Genomic DNA, 20,156 nt, shown 5'->3' on the forward strand with positions numbered 1-20,156 from the left:
TGCGTATTCTACGGCGATTACTACGGCATTCAAGGGCAAACGCCCGTAAAAGGCAAGCAGGCCGCGCTCGACCCGCTCCTGTACGCCCGATATCATAAAGCCTATGGTGAGCAAAAGGATTATTTGGATGATCCCCATACGATTGGATGGGTACGTCAGGGCGTGTCTGAATTGAAAGGCTCCGGCTGCGCCGTGGTGGTCACCAACGCCGACGACGGGCAGAAGCGTATGTTTGTGGGAAAACACCGCGCAGGAGAGCAATGGACCGATCTAACAGGCCGTCACGACCATATCGTACAGATTGAACAGGATGGCTACGGCGTATTCCCGGTTCGTGCCGGAAGTGTATCGGTATGGGCGCTTCCCGGCGAGGACGACAGCCTGGAGGAAGCAGAAGACGACGTGAACGCTTAATTTATCTCTTTTTAACTTATATCCAGCACAAAGAGGACAGGATGCAACGAAGCTCCCTGTCCTCTTTGTTATCGAAAATCACTCCGTTACCTTGCTTTGGTTGGCCACGGCCTGCTTTTTCGCCTCCACATGACTTGGATCACCGAGATAGAAGCGCCGGATGGGATCTATATGCTCATCCAGCTCGTAGACCAGCGGCACACCTGTCGGAATATTCAAATCCAGCAGTGCGGTTTCGTCCAGATTCTCCATGTACTTGATTAATGCCCTCAGGGTGTTGCCATGCGCGGAAATAATGACCCGTTCCTTTTTTTGCACCAAGGGTACAATCCGCTGCTTCCAAAACTCACCAACCCGATGCACCGTATCCTCCAAACTTTCTCCGAGCGGCAGCTCTTCCGGCTTAATGTTGCGGTATCGTTCCTCCCTGCGAGGGCTTCGTTCATCCTGTTCATCCAACATGGGAGGTCGCACTGTCAGGCTGCGTCGCCAGATATGAACCTGTTCCTCGCCGTATTGGACGGCAGAATCCAGCTTGCTCAGTCCCTGAAGAGCACCATAATGGCGTTCGTTCAGCTTCCACGACTTCTGCACGGGTATCCACAAATGATCCAGCTCGTCCAAAATATGATACAGCGTACGAATGGATCGTTTCAGCACTGAAGCGAACGCCAGATCAAACGTATACCCATTCTCCTTGAGAATACGCCCTGCCTCTATGGCTTCATGGGTTCCCTGCTCGGTCAGGTCTACATCCGTCCAGCCTGTAAACAGATTTTGGCGGTTATACACGCTCTCTCCATGCCTCACCAGCACCACTTGATACATTGCCCCACTCCTTACTTACTGTCGTTATGTTTTACCTAACTTCTATGTATTTAACGTAAAATGCAGTTTTTAAACAGGTTATTCTTCATTTATATACAAAAAAGGACGGCATTAGCCATCCCAATCTTCGTATCCTGCACATATCTGCACAGGAAAGACTACATAATATAGATTAATTGCAGGCACTTAGTCTCTCTTACTGAATTTGGACAACAGCTCCAATATCCGTACATACAGCCACACTAAAGTCACTAGCAATCCAAAAGCGCCATACCACTCCATATATTTCGGCGCGCCCTGATCTGCTTGCTCTTCAATGAAATTAAAATCCAGCAGCAGATTCAAAGCCGCAATCACAACGATAAACAGACTAATACCGATTCCAAGCAAGCCTGTCTCATGAATATAAGGAACGTTCATCCCGAAAAAGTTCAAAATAAAGTCAACCAGCGTCACCAGGAAAATCGCCAACGTACATAAAACAACGAAGGAGATAAAGCCCCGGGTAACCTTAATGATTCGCTGTGTATACATAAAGAGCATCAAAAACAAAATGCCCACCGTCAACAAAATCGCATTCGCCACGATACCCGGATAGTCATATTCCATGAAAGCTGAAATCCCGCCTAAAGCAAAGCCGCTCAGAATCGCGTAAACAGGCGATAAAAACGGGGCTGATTTTGGGAAAAAGGATATAGCCAGCGCTATGCCGACCATGCCAATGGAGCCTGCGGTTATAAAGGATAAGACCTCAACTGTACCATTGTAAGTCATATACCAGGTGATACTGCCCGCGATGATCAGCAGAACCAGCAGGAGCAGTGTTTTGTTGATCGTGCCTCCGATGGTCATGCGCTGTTCGCTAACTTCTCTTTCATCTTCGCGCACGAAGATGTCATCACGTAAAACCGGATTGCTAAAGCTCATAAAGGGGATGCTCCTTTTCGATGTGTATTTACTATGCCATATGTATATATCGGCACAATTTAAAAAAAGTTTCAGAAAATTTCCAAAGCAAAAAAACTCTAGCTCACCTTGCGGCAAACTAGAGTTAGAGGATCAGGTCATACAGATTAATTTCCTTCAACTATTGCACGAGAATACTTACTTCCTGCGGATCGAAACGGGAAGGCGCGGAAACCTTCACGCGAATATTACCAGCCTCACCCTTCGTACGAATCCAGAACGCAATACGCCCACCAATTAGCGATAGGCTGGACGGACCGATTAATTCACCTGCTCCCTCCACCTCCACGGAAACCGGATCAGCATAGAAAGGCAGGACATTCCCGTATTCGTCCAGAGCATCCACCACAACTCTCGTCACGTCCCAATCGCCTGCCTCCAGCGCTGTATCGTCGGCAGCTACACGCAGTTCCGTCGGCACCGGATTACGAGAGTAGCGTCTGCGAATCACTTCTTGACCGTCCATGTACCCGATGAACACAGCATCTTCCCACTTCATGCCCCAGTGACCTGTCAGTTCGTCGATAACGACCGGAGGATGCGGAAGAGCCGGATACTTTTCCTGGTTTGGACGATAGACGCCCTTGCGTTCGTCGCCATAAATGAATTCCACCTCATCACAATTGGTGAATACAACCAGCGGTACGATGCCCCCAATGTTCCGTTCGCCACGTGACCAGTAAGTGACCGGCTCCAGAATGATTTCCTGCTCGACCCGCTTCTGACTGCGATACACGTTCGCTGCGAATTTGGGCAGGCGGAACATATCCATCACACCGTGGTAGCAGATTTTATCGCCAGAGCCAAAATCTGCATGCGTATTGTAGTCAAAAGCGCACCAGCCAATCGCCCCGGCAATGCCTTCATCGGCATAGGAAGCGTTCTGCACCCGCGTATGGCGCAACGCATGTTCCATCACCCGTTCCTCCTGGTCAAAGCGCTTGGTCGGGTACATATGCCCGTTATATTCCGTCACCAGATAAGGAACCGGATGATCCAGCTTGGTGACGAGGGACGGCTGGCGCAAACCTGTCGTTTCCCCATCTACACCTTCTGTATCGTCATACGTATCGAAATTGCGGATTTCCTTCGCCAAATATTTTTTATGCCCGCCGTCATGAACGAAATCGTTCATCGTATACACATCTTCCAGCAGCTCGCTCCCTACAATATAGCGCACGCCACCCGTCGCACGAATCGGATCAAGCTTGCGTGCAAGCTCATTGGTACGTGCGTACAGCTCATGATCATCCTGCGACTCATTAATCCGCACGCCCCAGATCACGATTGACGGATGATTACGATCACGGATAATCATATCCTCCACGTCCCTGACCGCCTGCTCCTTCCACGCTTCGCCGCCAATATGCTGCCAGCCCGGAATTTCCTCAAAAACGAGCAGCCCGATCTCATCGCAACGGTCCAGAAAATGACGGGACTGCGGGTAATGCGATGTCCGCACCATATTCAGGCCCAATTCCTCTTTGAGTACATCGGCGTCACGGCGCTGCGCTCTTTTCGGCATGGCATAGCCGACATACGGGTAAGACTGATGGCGGTTCAAGCCAAGCAGCTTGATCTTTCGCCCGTTCAGGTAAAACCCGTCCGGCTGAAATTCGGCTTCGCGGAAGCCAAAACGCACGGTCAGACGATCTATCTCAGCCCCGTTTCGCAGCAACGTTAGTTCTGCTTCATACAGCTTGGGATCATCTATATCCCATAGCTGCAAGCCGTTCAGTTCTTTCAGCTCCAGCGTCACTTCCGCCCCCGTCACTGCTGTTGGTTCGGTCTCCGCCTTCACGCTCGCTCTGTCCAGCAGTCGCAAAGCGACCGTCAAATCGTTCTCCTGATCGCTAGTCCCCTCCAGCTCCACAACCACGCGTACCGCCTTGCTTGCCGCAAGCGGCTCCAGTGTCTGCACGAATACTGTGCCGAGATGCACCGGCTCGACAATTCGCAGCTGCACCTCCCGGTAAATACCGCCATAGGTCAGATAGTCAATGACTGCCCCAAAAGGAGGAATGTCGTCCCGCTCCGTGGAATCGACGATGACCGTCAGTACATTGGAACCGCCGTATTCGGCAAGTCCGGTCAATTCAATACTGAACGGTGTGTAGCCTCCCTTATGTTCTCCCGCTTTTACCCCGTTCAGATATACCTGCGCATAAGTCATGACCCCTTCAAAATCGACGTACACCCGTTTCCCCTTGGCATTGGCCGGAATGTCCAACTCTCTTTTATACGTGGAAACAAACTGGAAAGCCTTGTCGTCAAAATAGTTATAAGGCAGCTCTACATTGGTGTGTGGCAGCAGAATAGACTCATACCGACTTACATCGATTCCTGCGCTTATTTCGCTCTCAACATATTCAGGACGGTAAAACCACTGGTCATTCAACGGCAAAATGGTACGCATGGGCAGTCACCTCAACCTTTTATTTTTCAATCTGATATCATAGTAAAATATTTAAGTAAAAATAATTAGTAAAACTTAGTAAAATAAATATATTTTTAATGTAAGCATTTACAAAGCATTTGTCAATTCCGTTTTTTCTTCTGCCCATACAAAAAACAGCCCCGGCATCCGGAGCTGTGAAGACCATGAAATACACAATGGAGCACATTTCTATATCGAGTCGGTAAACGGCGGTCCACTGCTGTTACGAATCATCAGTTCGGTTGGAATGGTGACCTTGCGACCAACCTCATTCGGACCGTTGCGCACCGTATGCAGCAAGAGCTGAACGCCTGTTTCTCCCATCAATTCGGTATACGTCTTGACCGTCGTCAGCGACGGTGTCAAATATTCCACTGTCGGAATATCATTGAAGCCGACGATTGAAATACGTTCAGGAACGGCGATTTGATGCTGCTCCAGCGCCTTTAATACGCCAATCGCTACCGAATCGCTCGCAACAAAGAAGGCTGTAGGCAGGGTCTCTGACCCTGCCAGAACTGCCGCTTCCATCGCACGAAAGCCGTCTGCCGCCGTTCCGCCGCATACATGAATGTCGTTCGACGTGCATAGCCCATGCTGCCCTTTATACCGCAAAAAGGTCTCATAGCGTGCATCCATCTCCGCTTGATCGGAATCATGGGCCTGCTCATCCTTGCCCATGCCTACATAACCGATGTGACGATGGCCCGCGTTCATCAAATAATCCAGCGCGTCTGCCGCAGCACGAGCGAGGTCAATGACGACATAGTCCGCACCTGTACGCTCTACCGGGTGATCCAGAAAGACGCAAGGGATGGAAAGCTCCAGCATGTGCTCTATTTCCTTGCTGCTAAAATGCCCGAGCACGAGTAGCCCGTGCAGCCCTTCGGATAGCGTCTTCAGTGCGGACAGGTCTTCCCGCCGGAAAATCCGCTCCAATTGCGCTCCGCTCTGGCGGCATTCCTTTTCCACGCCGAACCGGATGGAGAGATAATACGGGTCCTCCAGTTCCTCATACGCGCTAAACCAATGAACCATCCCGAGCCGGATCGGCCCCTCGGCCTTTTTACGGGACTGACGCCCGATGCCTCCATTTTTACGTTTAACGGTCGTATATTTCATTCGCTCGGCAACCTCAAAAATTTTACGCCGTGTTTCCTCCGAAACGGACAATGTTTCATCATAATTTAAGACTCGGGAAACTGTTGATATGGAAACTTCCGCCTCCTGAGCAATATCTTTTAACGTAGGCATTGCAGACTCCTTTGATGGTTTTACTCCATTTTTACGTTCTTTTACTGTTATCTTACTCGTCGTCTCCGTGCAACACAAGCTGTCGTTGTAGAAGGGTAAGCCAAATTTTTCATATAACAAGTCCAATCATGATAAAATATGTAGCATATCAGAAATGACACAAGGAGGAAATACGCATGAAACAGGAACTGATTGAACGCCTGACCACTTATGTTCAGGTAGATACCCAATCCGATGAAAGCAGCAACACTTGCCCGACTACACCCGGACAGCTCACACTGGGCAACCTGCTGGTCAACGAACTGAAAGCCATTGGTATGACAGATGTAACCATAGACGACAACGGTTATGTCATGGCAACTCTTCCTTCCAATACGGATAAAGAGGTCCCGGTTATCGGCTTTTTGGCCCATCTCGATACCGCTACCGAAATGACTGGCGCAGGGGTAAAGCCTCAATTGATGGAAAACTATGATGGGGGCGACATTACGCTGAATACGTCGCTGGGTGTGAACCTTTCTCCGCGCGAGTTTCCCGAGCTGCCTCAATATAAAGGTCATACCCTGATCACGACGGACGGCACCACATTGCTTGGTGCAGATAACAAAGCCGGGATTGCAGAAATTATGACAGCCATACATTATCTGCTGGATCACCCGGAAATTCCGCATGGCAAGATTCGCGTCGCCTTTACACCGGATGAAGAGATTGGAAGAGGACCGGAACGATTTGACGTAGCTGCTTTCGGTGCCCAATATGCCTATACAGTAGATGGTGGACCGCTTGGAGAACTGGAATATGAAAGCTTTAACGCCGCAGCCGCCCATATTACTATTCACGGTGTTAATGTCCATCCCGGTACAGCCAAAAACAAAATGATTAACGCCGTCAAAATTGCCATGGAGCTGAACGGACGATTGCCTGCGAATGAAGCTCCGGAATACACGGACGGATACGATGGCTTTTATCATTTGCTGGAATTTGAGGGTACGGTAGAACAAGCCAAATTACACTATATCATCCGTGATTTTGATCGTGAAAGCTTTGAAAACCGGAAGGCTTACTTAACGAACGTGGTAAAAGAGCTGCAAGTCGTATATGGGGAAAACCGTATCGTTCTGGAGCTGAGAGATCAGTATTACAACATGAAGGAGAAAATCGAGCCCGTCAAGCACATCGTGGATGTTGCCCATGAAGCGATGACAAAGCTGGGAATTGATCCGATCATCAAGCCGATTCGCGGCGGTACAGATGGTTCACAGCTGTCCTATATGGGACTGCCTACACCGAATATTTTTACGGGTGGGGAGAACTATCACGGTAAGTTTGAATATGTATCGGTGGACAATATGGTACTTGCAACCAAGGTTATTGTTGAAATCGTTCAATTGTTCGAACAGCGCGGCAAGTGAACCGACTACACCAAACGCTGACACTCCAAGATTAAATACGAGGGCATATCGTTTTGTAATGGAAACGATATGCCTTTTTTTGAAACCCTCATTCTCCTTAAATTTTCAATATTTTTATAACTTTTATCACTCAAAAGACCGACAATGAATACAAGGCTATAAAAAATATATTTAGTAAAGAAAGGTAGGTAATTTAATTGGATTCATTAAATGCATTAATTGGAGCAATCCCCTATATACAGCAAATTATGCGTGAAAAGGTGACTCTTGCGCTTTTTGACCGTACTCATGTTCTGGCTTATAGCGAGTCGGAGGGCATGGATCTCGGCTTTGAAGTCGGCTCGGAGCTGCTCAAGGATTACCAAAATTTTTCCATGCTTAAAAATGGGCGCGAGCCGAGCCTGACCCACATTCCTGCTGAACTGCTGGGATATCCTCTTGATATGGTTAGTATTCCTGTGTTTGGCGAAAATGGCGAGGTCGTTGCAGCATTTGCTGCTTCCTATAATTTGACTAACAAGAATCAACTGGATCAAATCGTGACTGAGAACCTTTCCATCACCGAGCATCTCATTGACATGGTGCAGCATGTAGCAGCACACTCCGAGGAGCTACAGGCTACCAGTGAACAGATTTTGGAGAACACCCGAATTGCCGTACAAAACTCGGGTAAAATCAATCAGGTCGCTGTATTTATCAAAGAAATCTCCGACCAAACCAACCTGCTTGGATTAAATGCTGCCATTGAAGCGGCACGTGTCGGAGAAGCAGGAGCAGGCTTTGGTATCGTCGCCCAAGAAGTGCGTAAGCTCTCGGTAGAATCCAAAAAAGCGACGGTTGATATTGAAGCGGCTCTCAAGGATGTACAAAACTCTGTTCGTCAGATGGAAGAGGAAATTAAGCAAATTGTTGCTTCTTCGCAGGAGCAAGCAACGCTGGTAAGCTCTTTTACCGAGGTGATGGATCGTATGCAACAAGCGAGTGAAACGATGCAGCAGTTAGCTAACAACCTGACTTCCTATATTGTGAAATAAATGTAATTCCGCAAGAAAAAAGGGGAGCACACTTATCGCAAAAAGCGTTAAAGTGTACTCCCTTTTATTTATAAAACCCCTGCCGGGACTCATCAATCAAATCAAGTTTAAACAGTATCAGAGAACACCCCGTGATTGGCAAGATTCACGGGGGCTAGTTCACCCAGTAGAGTACCCGCCGGAACCACAATACTAAGAAACACCAAGACCATAGTTACCGAGATTAAAGCCTTTTTCATTATGAAGCCCCCTTAATAAAATGGTTTGATATTGCTCTTGCTGTGAGGATGTTGCCAAATCTCGATAAGCCTCAAACAGAGCCACCAATGTCCTGAAATCGGCATCTGCTTCTACACTAACAGAGAATTGCAGAGAAGCAAGAACATAATTTAACGCAACCGTATACTGCTCCTGTTTGAAATAATAAATGGCTAATTGGTTAACAAGCTTTAAATAATATACGCGGTTTCCTCTATCTTCATAACCTTCAAATATCTCAATATCGTGGGCAAAATCATTCAGCAGATCGTCAATATTCCAATTATTCAAATTAGCTGCTTCGACAATACCGACCAATCCTGGAAGCAGTTCCTCATCATTGTCGTGAAGAAATTGAACATATTCGGGCAGAAGCTCCCGTTTTCCCGAAAGCAATTCAACCGTGTACAGGTTGGCTTTGGCGAGAAAACGAAATCTTTCCACTTCTTCATGGCCGCTCTCATCCAGCCCCATAAACCAACCCATTTCGCCGTACTTCATAATATATTCTCTAGCTTCTTGATACTTACCCTTATTCTGAAAATAAATAGATTTAGCCAAATAACTGTATGCATAATAAAATACCAATGGATGTTTGGTATTCAACGTCTCGTGCTTGCCGTCCGCAGCATTTCTCAGTTGGATGTGATACAGGCTTTCAGCCAAAGCATGCAGATAGTCTGCAACCTTGTTCGCTTCATCCCAATCGTTATGTGTGTAGCTGATTCTAAACAACTCACAAGCCTTGTCGAGTTCGTGGCTGTCCGACAACAAATAAATAGCTTCCCTTTGATTCAGGACCTCTTCCACTAAAACCCGCCTCCCTATTTCTGAAAATGACGTTTACCCATGTATTCTCATCAGGAGCATCCGCGTTGTCGTTCCTCCGCATACCAGTATATTACAAATATAGACAAATGCTAACTTGAAGTCAATTCAATCATAGATATGCAGTTTCTTTTGCAACCTAAGATTGTCGTGTATGGTTTATAGCCGATGAATAAATGAATCATGCTAGAGAAATAATCCATAACAAAGATGTAATCAGGTCCTCCAAAGGAGGTCAAAAAGAAGTCATAGTATCATCAGGGTAACTACGTTACGAAATAGTGCGTACTTTTCAATCGGATACCTGGGGCTTACAATCAAACCTGTGCATGAAACCAAAGTATTCACAGCATTCAACAGAGCATGTACCTGTTCATCCAATACAAATTCACTAAAGGAGTGAAGTTAATAACATGGAACTTCAATTGGCTTTAGACTTAGTAGATATCCCGCAAGGCATTGCATTGGTAAAAGAAGTAGAATCGTATATTGACATCGTAGAAATCGGTACTCCAATTGTCATCAATGAGGGACTTCATGCGGTAAAAGCAATGAAAGAAGCCTTCCCGAATCTGAAAGTGCTGGCTGATCTGAAGGTTATGGATGCAGGCGGTTACGAAGTGCTGAAGGCTTCCGAAGCTGGCGCAGATATCGTTACGATTCTGGCTGTAGCTGAAGATGCAACGATCAAAGGTGCGGTAGAAGAAGCGAAAAAACAAGGCGGCAAAAAAATCCTGGTGGACATGATCGGTGTTAAAAACCTGGAGCAACGTGCGAAAGAAATCGACGCTCTCGGCGTAGACTACATCTGCGTGCATACAGGCTATGATCTGCAAGCTGAAGGACAGAGCCCGTTCGAAGCACTGCAAACCGTCAAAAAAGTCGTGAAAAACTCCAAAACTGCGGTTGCTGGCGGCATCAAGCTGAGCACACTGGCTGAGGTCGTTAAGGCTCAACCGGATCTGGTTATTGTCGGCGGCGGGATCACTGGCGAGGACGACAAAAAAGCCGTTGCTTCCCAAATGCAGCAGCTCATTAAACAAGGTTAATTCCAATGGAAACCTCTCAATATTTATCCGAGGTGCTCAAGGAACTGCAATGGGTTCCACAGCTAATCAGTGATGAGGAATCAGAGCAACTGATTCAGTCCATTGCCGCTGCGAATAAGGTGTTCGTCGCAGGCGCAGGCCGTTCCGGGTTCATGATCCGTTCGCTGGCGATGCGGCTGATGCATATGGGTGTTCGGGCTTATGTGGTCGGGGAAACGGTAACTCCCGGCTTGGGCGAAGGCGACTTGCTGATTATCGGTTCAGGCTCCGGTGAAACTAAAAGTCTGATCTCGATGGCAGAAAAGGCGAAAAAGCTGGGGGCTTCCCTGGCACTTCTGACCACTTCCCCTGGATCGACCATTGGCAAGCTGGCTGATATGATCGTCAAGCTTCCAGGCGCACCCAAGGACCCATCCAACAAGGATTACCAAACCATTCAACCCATGGGTTCACTATTTGAGCAAACCTTGCTGCTGTATGGCGATGCATTGGTGCTCAGAACGATGGAGCTACGCAAGCTGACTTCTGAATCTATGTTTGGTCAACATGCCAATCTGGAGTAGAGCGCTATATAAAATGTGCATGAGGCGCCATTACACGGTCGGATGATGCTTGCTTCGTTCCTGTTCCACTGGTTTTATCTTTAGTTAACTATATATAGTATTGTTTTACAGTAAAAGGCAGATCGTCCTTCGCGTGTCCTTGTGACATGTCAGAGACGGCCTGCCTTTTGGCGTATAGAAATGGTTTTTACGTCGAATCCATACCTATGTTGCTATTCGTTATTCCCTGCTGGCAGCGGCGGTACTTTGGACGGGTCAACAAGCGCCCAATAGGCATATTTGGCCTTTAACCGTTCGTCGAACAGCAGCGGCTTATCCAACCGGGCAATCGGGAACGTACTGAGCCACGTATTTCCGTCATCCGTACCCCAAATCGTCACATTACTGATATGCTCCCGCTGCCTTGAAAACATATCGAACAACATCCGATAGCGGTGAGCCTGCTGGATCAGCATGGCTTCAGGTATCGTTTCGTAGCGATCTGTATCATTAGAATACAGGCCCATATCCAGCTCTGTAATCTGATTATCCAGGCCGAGCGAAGCAAATTTTTCAATGGACTGCTCAATTTCGTCAATAGCAGGAAACTCCAGCCGGATATGTGATTGGTGACCTACGCCGTCAATCGGTACGCCTTTGGCGAGCAAATCACGCACCAAATGGTACAGAAAATCCCGTTTCTTCGGTTCATGCGTGTTGTAATCGTTAATGAACAGTCGGGCGTTCGGACCTGCCGCTTCCCTCGTGACACGGAAGGCTTTGTCAATATAATCGGTGCCGGTAATCTGATACCACTTGCTGCGGCGCATACCGTCCGGCTGGTCGGGATCAATGACTTCATTCACCACATCCCAGTCGGTGATTACATTTTTATAACGGGCTGCAACCGCACGAATATGCGTCTCCAGCCGATCCAGCAAAAGCTTTTTATTTTCCGCGGTCGGTGTCATCGGCTGTCCATTCTTATCCTTGAACATCCAATCCCCGGTCTGGTTATGCCACACCAGTGTATGGAAACGGATAGCAATCCCATGCTGCTGTGCAAATTGCACAATCTGGTCCGCTTCCTCCCAATGAAACTGTCCCTCGGACGGCTGCAAAGAGATTGGCTTCATCGCATTCCCTGCCACGACGCTGTTAAAATGCTTTTGCAGCAGTTCACCGTAAGCCCCTTCGGTCTGGAAAGCCTCAATCGCCGTACCGATGCTGAACTGCCCCTGATACAATCCATGCAAAGAAGGAATATCCTTCTCAATCGCAAGCGGGGGAACAAGTGACAGCTCAAAATCATCCACATAAAAGGAAGCCGTCCCTTCTGACGTTTCCAAATACATCGAAACGTTATCGGCATCATGCGCGAACGTATACGTTCCAGTCAAATGCGTCCATCCCCCTACCGTGATCGCCGTGTCGCCTACCACCGTTTCATATGCACTTTCACCTTGATGATCGCGCTGTACGCTGAGTCTTACCTTGGTAGGCTGCTCGCCAGGCGCCAGCTTCACCCAGGCACTAACCGTATAGCGACTTCCCTTTTGCACCGTAGCAGTCACGTCCAGCTTTGGCCCGGCATATGTTTGTTGTCTGCCTGTCGTCAGCAGACTGTACGATCCGGTTCGTGCATCGACATTCGACACCTGCACTGTCTCGGTACCCATACGGGTTACCCAGCCTTGAGCCGTACCATCTTCGAAACTGGATACGATACCACCGGTCGGCTCCGTTGGCGTTTCTGATACCTGCCTGATTTCCACCTCATCCAGATAATAGCCCTGCGCAGGATTCGAGCTTTCTACATACAGCTTCAGTGTATCCATCCCCCCTGTGAACGTATATTTCCCTTGAAGTTTGTCCCATGATGTATCCATCTTCTCCGTCTGCGCAACTGTCTTCCATGTCGTAGCCCCGCCTGTCGGCTGCTGCTCCATCGTAAACTTGATCAAGCTCGGCGTCGTAGAATTACCGTCCAGCTTCACATAGCCGCTAATCTCATATTCCACACCCGGCTGCAACAGCGACTTCACATCCAGCTCCGCACCGTTCCAAACCTCCGTACGAGCAGTTACCTTCAGGCTGTGTACGCCGCCATATGCAGCTTCTGAGACGGACGCGATTTGGGTATAAGCCCCCCGAGGCTTCCAGCCCTCGCTATTGCCTTGCTCAAATCCATACGTCCCGATGGTCTTATCCACACTTCCAGTCGCCAGAACCGTATCCGCAACTGGCGGGGAATGTTCCACAGTTGGGGTCGCCTCCGCTACAGACGGGCCCCACCACCCCACTGGCAATAACAGCACCCCAACCAGCACCAGACCAAAAGATTTGTACAAAAATGACCTCAACGCAATCCCTCCCGTGCCCATATTTTTAAAATATAAGAAAGTGAGTTTCACATATTTCCGGTTCTTGCTTATCCCTTGACACCGCCCAGAGTCATACCCTTCACAAAATATTTTTGTAAAAAAGGGTACACCAAAATAATAGGCACAGACGCCACAATCGTCATCGTGGCACGAATCGAAGTAGGAGTGACCGACTTCGCTAGATTTTCCGAGCCTGCGAATTGGCTGGCATAATCCTGAGTATTCACGGACGTGTTGGAATTTTGCAATATTTTCATCAGTTCATACTGGAGGGTGCTCCACTGCTCATACGACGAATTGTACAAAAATACATCGAACCAGGAGTTCCATTGCGCCACCGCCGTGAACAGCGACACCGTTGCCAGCACCGGGACACACAGCGGCAAAACGATACGCATAAAAGTCGTAAATTCCCCCGCCCCATCTATACGCGCCGACTCCAAAATCCCTTCCGGCAAGCCTTCAATAAAGGAGCGAATCACAATCACATTGAACACCCCAATCAACCCCGGTACCACATACACCCAAAAGGTTCCGAGCATCCCCAACTCACGAATCAGCAGAAAGTTTGGAATCAATCCACCGTTAAAATACATCGTCAAAATAAAAGCAATCGAGACAAATTTGCGCAGCACATACTCCGGCCGGCTGATCGTATACGCCACCATCGCACAACAGAACACCGAGGTCACCGTACCCGCCACTGTACGCAGCACAGAAATCAACGTAGCATGAAAAATCGTCGCTTCCTTGAATACAAATTCGTAATTACTCCACGTAAATTTACGCGGCCACAAATAAATACCACCCCGAATCGAATCATTCGCTTCATTTAGCGAAACCGCCAGCGTATTCAGAAACGGATACAGCGTGAACACCATCAGGCACAGCATAAATACAATATTACACGCATCAAAAATCCGATCCGAGGGCGCCCGAAACCGCCCGTGCAACGCTTTTCCTTTGCCCATAACTCCCTCTCCTTTCTAAAAAATAGCTTAAGTACTCTAGTTCGATTAATTGTTATTGGAGCTGTTGGTACTGTTATTTGGAACGGTTATATGAGTGGTTACATGTGTGGCAATTTGAGTGGATTATTGCGGATTATTATCTCTATTAGAAGTTGTAATTCAGTTCGTCCATAAGGCCTTGGTAAGGTCCGCGAAGCGGCCTGTTAAAAATCCACTGACCTGCACCTGTAGTATGCATGAACACGCACCTTCTGTTATCACCACCCTCAGTTCTTAAAAAAAGTGACTTTATGGCGGGTAGCAGCGGAGCGGGCAGAATTGTTCTGAAGAAGCGGCAGCGGTCGCCTTTATTCCCGGATTCCAACCTCTATTGTTTTATGATAAAAAGGAATCTGGGGATAACAGCGATCGGAAGAACAATCTGCACGCGAAGCGACGATACACCCTCCCCATAACTCACTCTTTTCTCAGAACAACCTCTCCTCCCCTAACCGCTTCGCAATATGATTAGCGCTAAATAGTAAAATAAAGCTGACTACTGTTTTAAACATCCCGGCAGCAATCGAAAGGGAGAAGTTGCCCATCTGAATACCATATTTCAGTACAAAAATATCCAGATTTTCTGAGTAATCCACGTTCATGCCGTTACCCAATAAATATTGCGGCTCAAAGCCCGACTCCAGCAGATTGCCGATGTTCATAATCAGGAGGATGATGAACACAGGCTTTAATCCTGGCAAGGTCACGTGCCAAATCCGCTGGAAACGCCCGGCTCCATCCATCTCAGCCGCCTCATACTGTGACGGATCAACCATCGTCATCGCTGCCAAATAAATGATGGTATTCCAGCCGACATTTTTCCATACTTCCGATGCACCGAGAATGCCCCAGAAATAGCTTCCCTCGCCCAGCCACAGGATAGGCTCCTTGATCAGCCCCAGCCACATCAGCACCTCATTGACAATGCCGCCATCCGCAGACAGCACCGTACTGATAATGCTCGCCGCAACCACCCACGAAATAAAATGCGGCAAATAGCTGATCGTCTGCACCACTCGCTTGAATACGATCTGACGAAGCTCATTCAGCAATATTGCCAAGGTGATAGCGGTTACAAATCCCAGCACCAGATTAATGAAGCTCATCGCCAGCGTATTGCGCATCACCCGCAGAAAGTGCTCATCCTGAAACAGAAAACGGAAATGCTTCAACCCGACCCATTGCTGATCGAGCAGCTTACGGGCAGGCTTAAAATCCTGAAAAGCAATTGTCCAACCCCAGATAGGTAAATACTTGAAAATGAACAACCAGATTAAAAAAGGGATGGACATCCATACCAGTGCCCGCTGCTGGTTCAGCCTGTGTATAACCCCCCTAAAGCCGGCTTGCCGTGAGGACGGCAAATTGCCCGAGGAAGTCGTGATAGGTGGCGGTGACGTGTGGCCCATAGCTGCTTCCTCCTTTATTTTTTACCGGGATTTTCGATTTTTTTGGCAACCTCCTTCGTGATCAGCTCCTCAAACGCCTTTACATCAAGCTTGTTAAATTCGGTGGTATATTCATTCCAAATCGCGTCAAACTGCCCCGGTGCAGACAGCACCAAACGCGGGAAATATTTGCGCTGCAGGTCGCCCTTCTTTTGCTGGAAGAGCTGCGCTGGTGAGCCTTGGACAATCGGGATGCTCCAAGCCGGGTACCATGGACGCTCGTCTGGTGCGGAAAACATTTGCGAGAAGGACTCAACACCATACGCTTTTAGTAGCTTTTTATCCCCCTCGGTGTAGGACATACGCGCAACCTCAGGCTGCCGTCCGGGGCCAACCGAGTTGCCGTCAGGCAGGGTAGAACCACTACCGTATCGCGGCCAACTGTATTCAAAATATTTGAATCCGAATGATTCGCGGAACGCATCCTGACCCGTCTGCTTAATTTGCTCCTTGGTCCGGTAAAAGCGTCCCTTTTTATCTATATCATAGGTTTCGCCCTTGATCCCCCAGTTGGATAACACCTGGTTTTCATCGGTCAGCAGGTTGTCAAAAAACTTGATGATACGTACCGGGTCCTTGGCACTGACCGTAATTCCAATGCCTCGGTTATTAACGAATGACGACGGATCAATGTACTGATCCTTTATATTCTGGTCGTATACAACGGGTAGTCCTATATATTCCATATCATCATTGCCCGATTGCTTGGAAGCCTCCTGCAGGTTATTTAGAGCCTGCTCCGCCTGCCACCGGTAGTCGAAGAAGCCCAACACCTTGCCCGAGGTCAGCTTCCCCAAATATTGATCGTAATTATCCACAAAGGATGCTTTGTCGAACAGGCCCTCTGCATTGAGCTGATTCAGCTCTTTGAGATACCGCTTCGTGGTTTCCTCATCCCCATAATCCGTGGCCTGATGCGATTTCATATCAATTATCGTGCCGCCATCATTCGGATACCCTGCCAGATGCATCGGCGCGTTCGTAAGAGCATAAAATCTATCCTGTGTGGTTAACGCCAAGTAACCGGTCAAGCCCTCGTCTGCATGCTTTTTCGCATAGTTGCGAATCAGGGTCAAATACTCGTCGAGCGTTTTTATTTTTGGATATCCCGCCTCCTTCAGCACCCTGCGCTGTACCCAAAAAGCTCCCTGCTCCACGTTAGGCGCGGGCAAATAGTCACCCACCACCGCACTGAGTGGAAGGAAATAGATATTTCCATCCTGTGCCTTCATCAGGTTGTAATACGGTCCGTATACACGTTTAATATTCGGACCATATTTATCAATCAAATCATTTAGCGGAATAAAGGCTCCGGCATCCAGCAGCTTATCGATTGTGCCATCCGGTACAATCACGTCCGGGTAATCGTTACTGGCAATGAACGTACCGACCTTCGTATTGGAATCTCCCACCAAATGCTCCAGCTTCCAGTTTACTCCTGTCTGATCCTCCAGAATTTTGCCGATCCGCGTTTCATTGGTATTGATGTCCCTCCTCGCAGTGGCATTAAAATACGTGAATGTGACCTTCTCCTTGCTATCTCTTGGCGCTGGCTCCTTGCCCGCACTTCCTGAGCAGGCAGTGATCATAGATACCATCATGATAAATACTAGACTCATTGTTCCGAATCTTTTACTCGCCATACCAGATAATCCCCTTTCGGCCTCTTTGTCGGTTGTGTGTGAACATCGTACGGACATGCCTCAAGCACTGGAACCCCGCGCACTCTAATTGTAAGCACTTTCATTTTATGAAATGCCGTGAATCTCGTTCACCCACCAATCTAAAGGTGTTACTTAGAAAACTATAGGAGGCAGGCCTAACAACGTAAAATAGACGCCGATCCAGCAGCAGCGCCCATTTTTAATGCAATGACAATCGTGACGATTAAGCCGACCGCGCCTAAGCCGTTCTATTGTTAGGTAATTTATACCATATGGATATCATTGGGCGGAAGAAATAAAAGACTCCCGATCCGCCGGAATTAAAATACGAATCTCTGTTCCCTCGCCGGGTATGCTGCGAATATTAAGCTCAAAGTGGCTTCCGTAGTAAAGCTTCAGACGATAGATGACATTTTGCAGACCGATACGCTCGCCCATTTCCTCCTGTCTTTGCATGTAACTGTACAGCCGCTGTACCTGTTCCAGAGACATGCCGACTCCATCATCTCGAACCGTTAGCATCAGCCTCTCCTCCCGACACTCAAAATGAATCTGGATGCGTCCCCCATGCTTCAGCGGCTCAATGCCATGAATGCTTGCATTTTCAACCAGCGTAAGCACAACCATTTTGGGAAGCAGATAGTCCAGGTCCTCGGGTCGTGCCTGCACTTCGTATTGTATCCGCTCCCCAAAGCGGTATTGCTGGATTTCCAGAAAACAACGGATCAACTCCAGCTCCTCACGCAACGTAACCCTATCCTTGTTCCACACCAACGAATTGCGAAAAATTCGTGCCATATTATGAATAATGCGGGCTGTCTCGTCCTCATGCTTCATCAGGCTTCGCATGCGAATGGTCTCCAGTGCATTGAACAGAAAATGTGGGTTGATCTGGCTGTGAAGTGCATTAAGCTGGGCATGCCTGCGCAGAATCTCCAAATTTTTTCGCTGAATATCCGCCACATAGACATCATTAATTAATCGCTTTATTTTGAGCATCATTCGATTAAATTCACCTGTTAGCTGCCCGATTTCATCTCGCGATTCTGTACCGGGAATCAGTTCAAAATGCTGGTTTTTCACCTTTTTCATATGCTTCAGAATACGATGAATGCGCACGTTCAGCGAACGTGTAATCCAGATGATGATCAAAGTAGGCAGCAGCATATTCATGCAGATTAACAGCAGGATAAAATTGCGGGATTCCTCCATTTCATACAGTACTTCATCGCCCGATACCGCAGCCACAATGCTCCAGTCATTGAGATTACTCGTTAGCACATAACTTGTCTTGAACTCTATAGTGTCCTTGGGCTGTTGGAGGGTATTATAGGACACGACCTTATGATTGATATCAATCTTGGGATCCGTCGTATATTCGATTTCTCCCCGTTCGTTGAGTAGAAAGAGACTGCCTCGCAAATTCAGATTATGGAAAATCTCTTGAATGGACGACATTCGCAGCTCTATTTTCAGTATTTTCTCGCGGCCATTTTGGGAATAAAAATAGTTCATCCGCCGAATCAGGCTAAAGGGATACTGCTGCTCGCCGTTACCATCGTCAGTACGTACAAATATAGGCTTGGACTGCCGTCCGGGCGGGATTTTGCCATACCAGGACAAGCTTTTAACCCGCTCATCTATATAGCTGATCCCCCCGGAATTCAGTAGAGTCGGATTATCTGTGTAGATCGTCATTCCATCCACAGAATGGTATACAGGACTGTAAGTATTGTTTAACATACGACGTAAATAAGAATCATAGGCGGCAATATATTCAGCGGGATGGGGGTATGTTTGCTCCAATAGTTCGTTTAGCTGATGATCGGTATAAAAGATAGACGAGATTTCCATCGCATCTTCAAACTCACGGTAAAACTCAATTTTGATCTGCTCCAGCGCACGGGAAATATCCTGCATACGCTGTTCCTTCACATTTTGCGAGGTGACGTGGTAAAAAATCAGATTGGTCAGCACCACTGGCGCAAATACACAGAGAAAATACAGCAGCAGCATTTTATCCCGCAGGCGGACATGGTCAAGGGTTGAGCGCAGCATCCTCATTCGCTGTCCCTTTGCGGCTCCACACGGGTATTTAGGCTACTGCGGTATTCGCTTGGCTTGGCCTGCACCAATTTCTCAAATTGGGTGACAAAATAATCCGGGCTGCCAAAGCCCACACGCTCGGCAATTTCATAAATGCGCAAATCGGTCTGACGAAGCAACCGTTTAGCCTCCTGAACCCGTAATTGCAGCAGGAATTCGTTAAAGTACACCCCGTACGTTTTTCTGAACAATTGGCCCAGATAGACCGGATTTATGTAAAAGCGGGCTGCTATACTTTTCAGGTTAATGTTCTCTGCCGCATGCTGCTCAATGTAGGTGCGGATGTGCTGAATTCCTCCCTGTTGACGCTCCTTGCGCAACACTCCAATCATTCGGCTGCTTTCCTCGGCAAAAGCTGTAAATAGCCGCTGTAATTCACCCAATGACAGGTTCATATCCTGCCAGCCCATCATAGGCTCTAGTGACTGAAGCGAGCGTTCATCACCCTGCATATTTTGAATGACCCGCACGATGCTGATTACGCATTGATGCAAGTTCATTTTTACAGCCTCTGGGGCGTAA

The 20,156-nt window shown here is 48.0% G+C and carries 16 protein-coding genes; 5 read left to right on the forward strand and 11 right to left on the reverse strand.

Annotation, left to right across the window (positions count from 1 at the left end; all coding sequences use genetic code 11):
* A partial coding sequence (locus C1I60_RS25210) for an alpha-amylase domain-containing protein (RefSeq protein ID WP_353505559.1) occupies positions 1-414 on the forward strand: 414 nt, incomplete at its 5' end.
* Between the two features lie 78 nt (positions 415-492).
* Here the strand turns inward: C1I60_RS25210 and gpmA are convergent.
* The 4 genes from gpmA to C1I60_RS05020 form a co-directional block, all read right to left on the reverse strand.
* Entirely contained in the window at positions 493-1,242 is a 750-nt protein-coding gene (gpmA, locus tag C1I60_RS05005) for a 2,3-diphosphoglycerate-dependent phosphoglycerate mutase (RefSeq protein ID WP_137060751.1), read from the reverse strand.
* Between the two features lie 186 nt (positions 1,243-1,428).
* Entirely contained in the window at positions 1,429-2,169 is a 741-nt protein-coding gene (locus C1I60_RS05010) for a Bax inhibitor-1/YccA family protein (protein ID WP_137060752.1), read from the reverse strand.
* A 160-nt stretch (positions 2,170-2,329) separates the two neighbouring features.
* On the reverse strand, positions 2,330-4,624 hold the full coding sequence (locus C1I60_RS05015) for a glycoside hydrolase family 2 protein (RefSeq protein ID WP_137060753.1): 2,295 nt from the start codon (positions 4,622-4,624) through the stop codon (positions 2,330-2,332).
* Positions 4,625-4,834: 210 nt separating this feature from the next.
* Entirely contained in the window at positions 4,835-5,899 is a 1,065-nt protein-coding gene (locus C1I60_RS05020; protein ID WP_137060754.1) for a LacI family DNA-binding transcriptional regulator, read from the reverse strand.
* Positions 5,900-6,075: 176 nt separating this feature from the next.
* Between C1I60_RS05020 and pepT the strand changes: the two genes are divergently transcribed.
* On the forward strand, positions 6,076-7,311 hold the full coding sequence (pepT, locus tag C1I60_RS05025; RefSeq protein ID WP_137060755.1) for a peptidase T: 1,236 nt from the start codon (positions 6,076-6,078) through the stop codon (positions 7,309-7,311).
* A gap of 248 nt (positions 7,312-7,559) precedes the next feature.
* Positions 7,560-8,345: a methyl-accepting chemotaxis protein gene (locus tag C1I60_RS05030; protein ID WP_434784376.1), complete on the forward strand. Its 786-nt coding sequence runs from the start codon at positions 7,560-7,562 to the stop codon at positions 8,343-8,345.
* A 192-nt stretch (positions 8,346-8,537) separates the two neighbouring features.
* On the opposite strand, the gene C1I60_RS05035 is transcribed toward C1I60_RS05030, so the two are convergent.
* A complete protein-coding gene (locus tag C1I60_RS05035) occupies positions 8,538-9,413 on the reverse strand; it encodes a DNA-binding protein (protein ID WP_137060757.1) in 876 nt (291 codons plus the stop codon).
* A gap of 431 nt (positions 9,414-9,844) precedes the next feature.
* On the opposite strand from C1I60_RS05035, the gene hxlA reads away from it, so the two are divergent.
* Together hxlA and hxlB are read left to right on the forward strand one after the other, a co-directional pair.
* A complete protein-coding gene (gene hxlA / locus C1I60_RS05040; protein ID WP_013312540.1) occupies positions 9,845-10,480 on the forward strand; it encodes a 3-hexulose-6-phosphate synthase in 636 nt (211 codons plus the stop codon).
* 5 nt (positions 10,481-10,485) lie between these two features.
* Positions 10,486-11,043 (forward strand): 6-phospho-3-hexuloisomerase, encoded by a 558-nt coding sequence (gene hxlB, locus C1I60_RS05045; RefSeq protein ID WP_137060758.1) that lies wholly within the window; start codon positions 10,486-10,488, stop codon positions 11,041-11,043.
* 212 nt (positions 11,044-11,255) lie between these two features.
* Here hxlB and C1I60_RS05050 read toward each other — a convergent pair whose 3' ends face one another.
* The 6 genes from C1I60_RS05050 to C1I60_RS25215 all read right to left on the reverse strand — a co-directional run.
* On the reverse strand, positions 11,256-13,406 hold the full coding sequence (locus C1I60_RS05050; protein WP_434784369.1) for an endo-1,4-beta-xylanase: 2,151 nt from the start codon (positions 13,404-13,406) through the stop codon (positions 11,256-11,258).
* A gap of 47 nt (positions 13,407-13,453) precedes the next feature.
* A complete protein-coding gene (locus C1I60_RS05055; RefSeq protein WP_137060760.1) occupies positions 13,454-14,377 on the reverse strand; it encodes a carbohydrate ABC transporter permease in 924 nt (307 codons plus the stop codon).
* 467 nt (positions 14,378-14,844) lie between these two features.
* Complete coding sequence (locus C1I60_RS05060; protein ID WP_137060761.1) at positions 14,845-15,825, reverse strand: ABC transporter permease; 981 nt, start codon at positions 15,823-15,825, stop codon at positions 14,845-14,847.
* Between the two features lie 14 nt (positions 15,826-15,839).
* Positions 15,840-17,507: an ABC transporter substrate-binding protein gene (locus tag C1I60_RS05065; RefSeq protein WP_137060762.1), complete on the reverse strand. Its 1,668-nt coding sequence runs from the start codon at positions 17,505-17,507 to the stop codon at positions 15,840-15,842.
* A 300-nt stretch (positions 17,508-17,807) separates the two neighbouring features.
* Positions 17,808-19,592 (reverse strand): sensor histidine kinase, encoded by a 1,785-nt coding sequence (locus C1I60_RS05070; protein ID WP_137060763.1) that lies wholly within the window; start codon positions 19,590-19,592, stop codon positions 17,808-17,810.
* The coding region (locus C1I60_RS25215) for a helix-turn-helix transcriptional regulator (protein WP_252361569.1) at positions 19,589-20,156 on the reverse strand (568 nt) is incomplete at its 5' end. The genes C1I60_RS25215 and C1I60_RS05070, both read right to left, overlap by 4 nt.

This window comes from Paenibacillus terrae, from assembly GCF_005217525.1.
Classification (GTDB): domain Bacteria; phylum Bacillota; class Bacilli; order Paenibacillales; family Paenibacillaceae; genus Paenibacillus; species Paenibacillus terrae_C.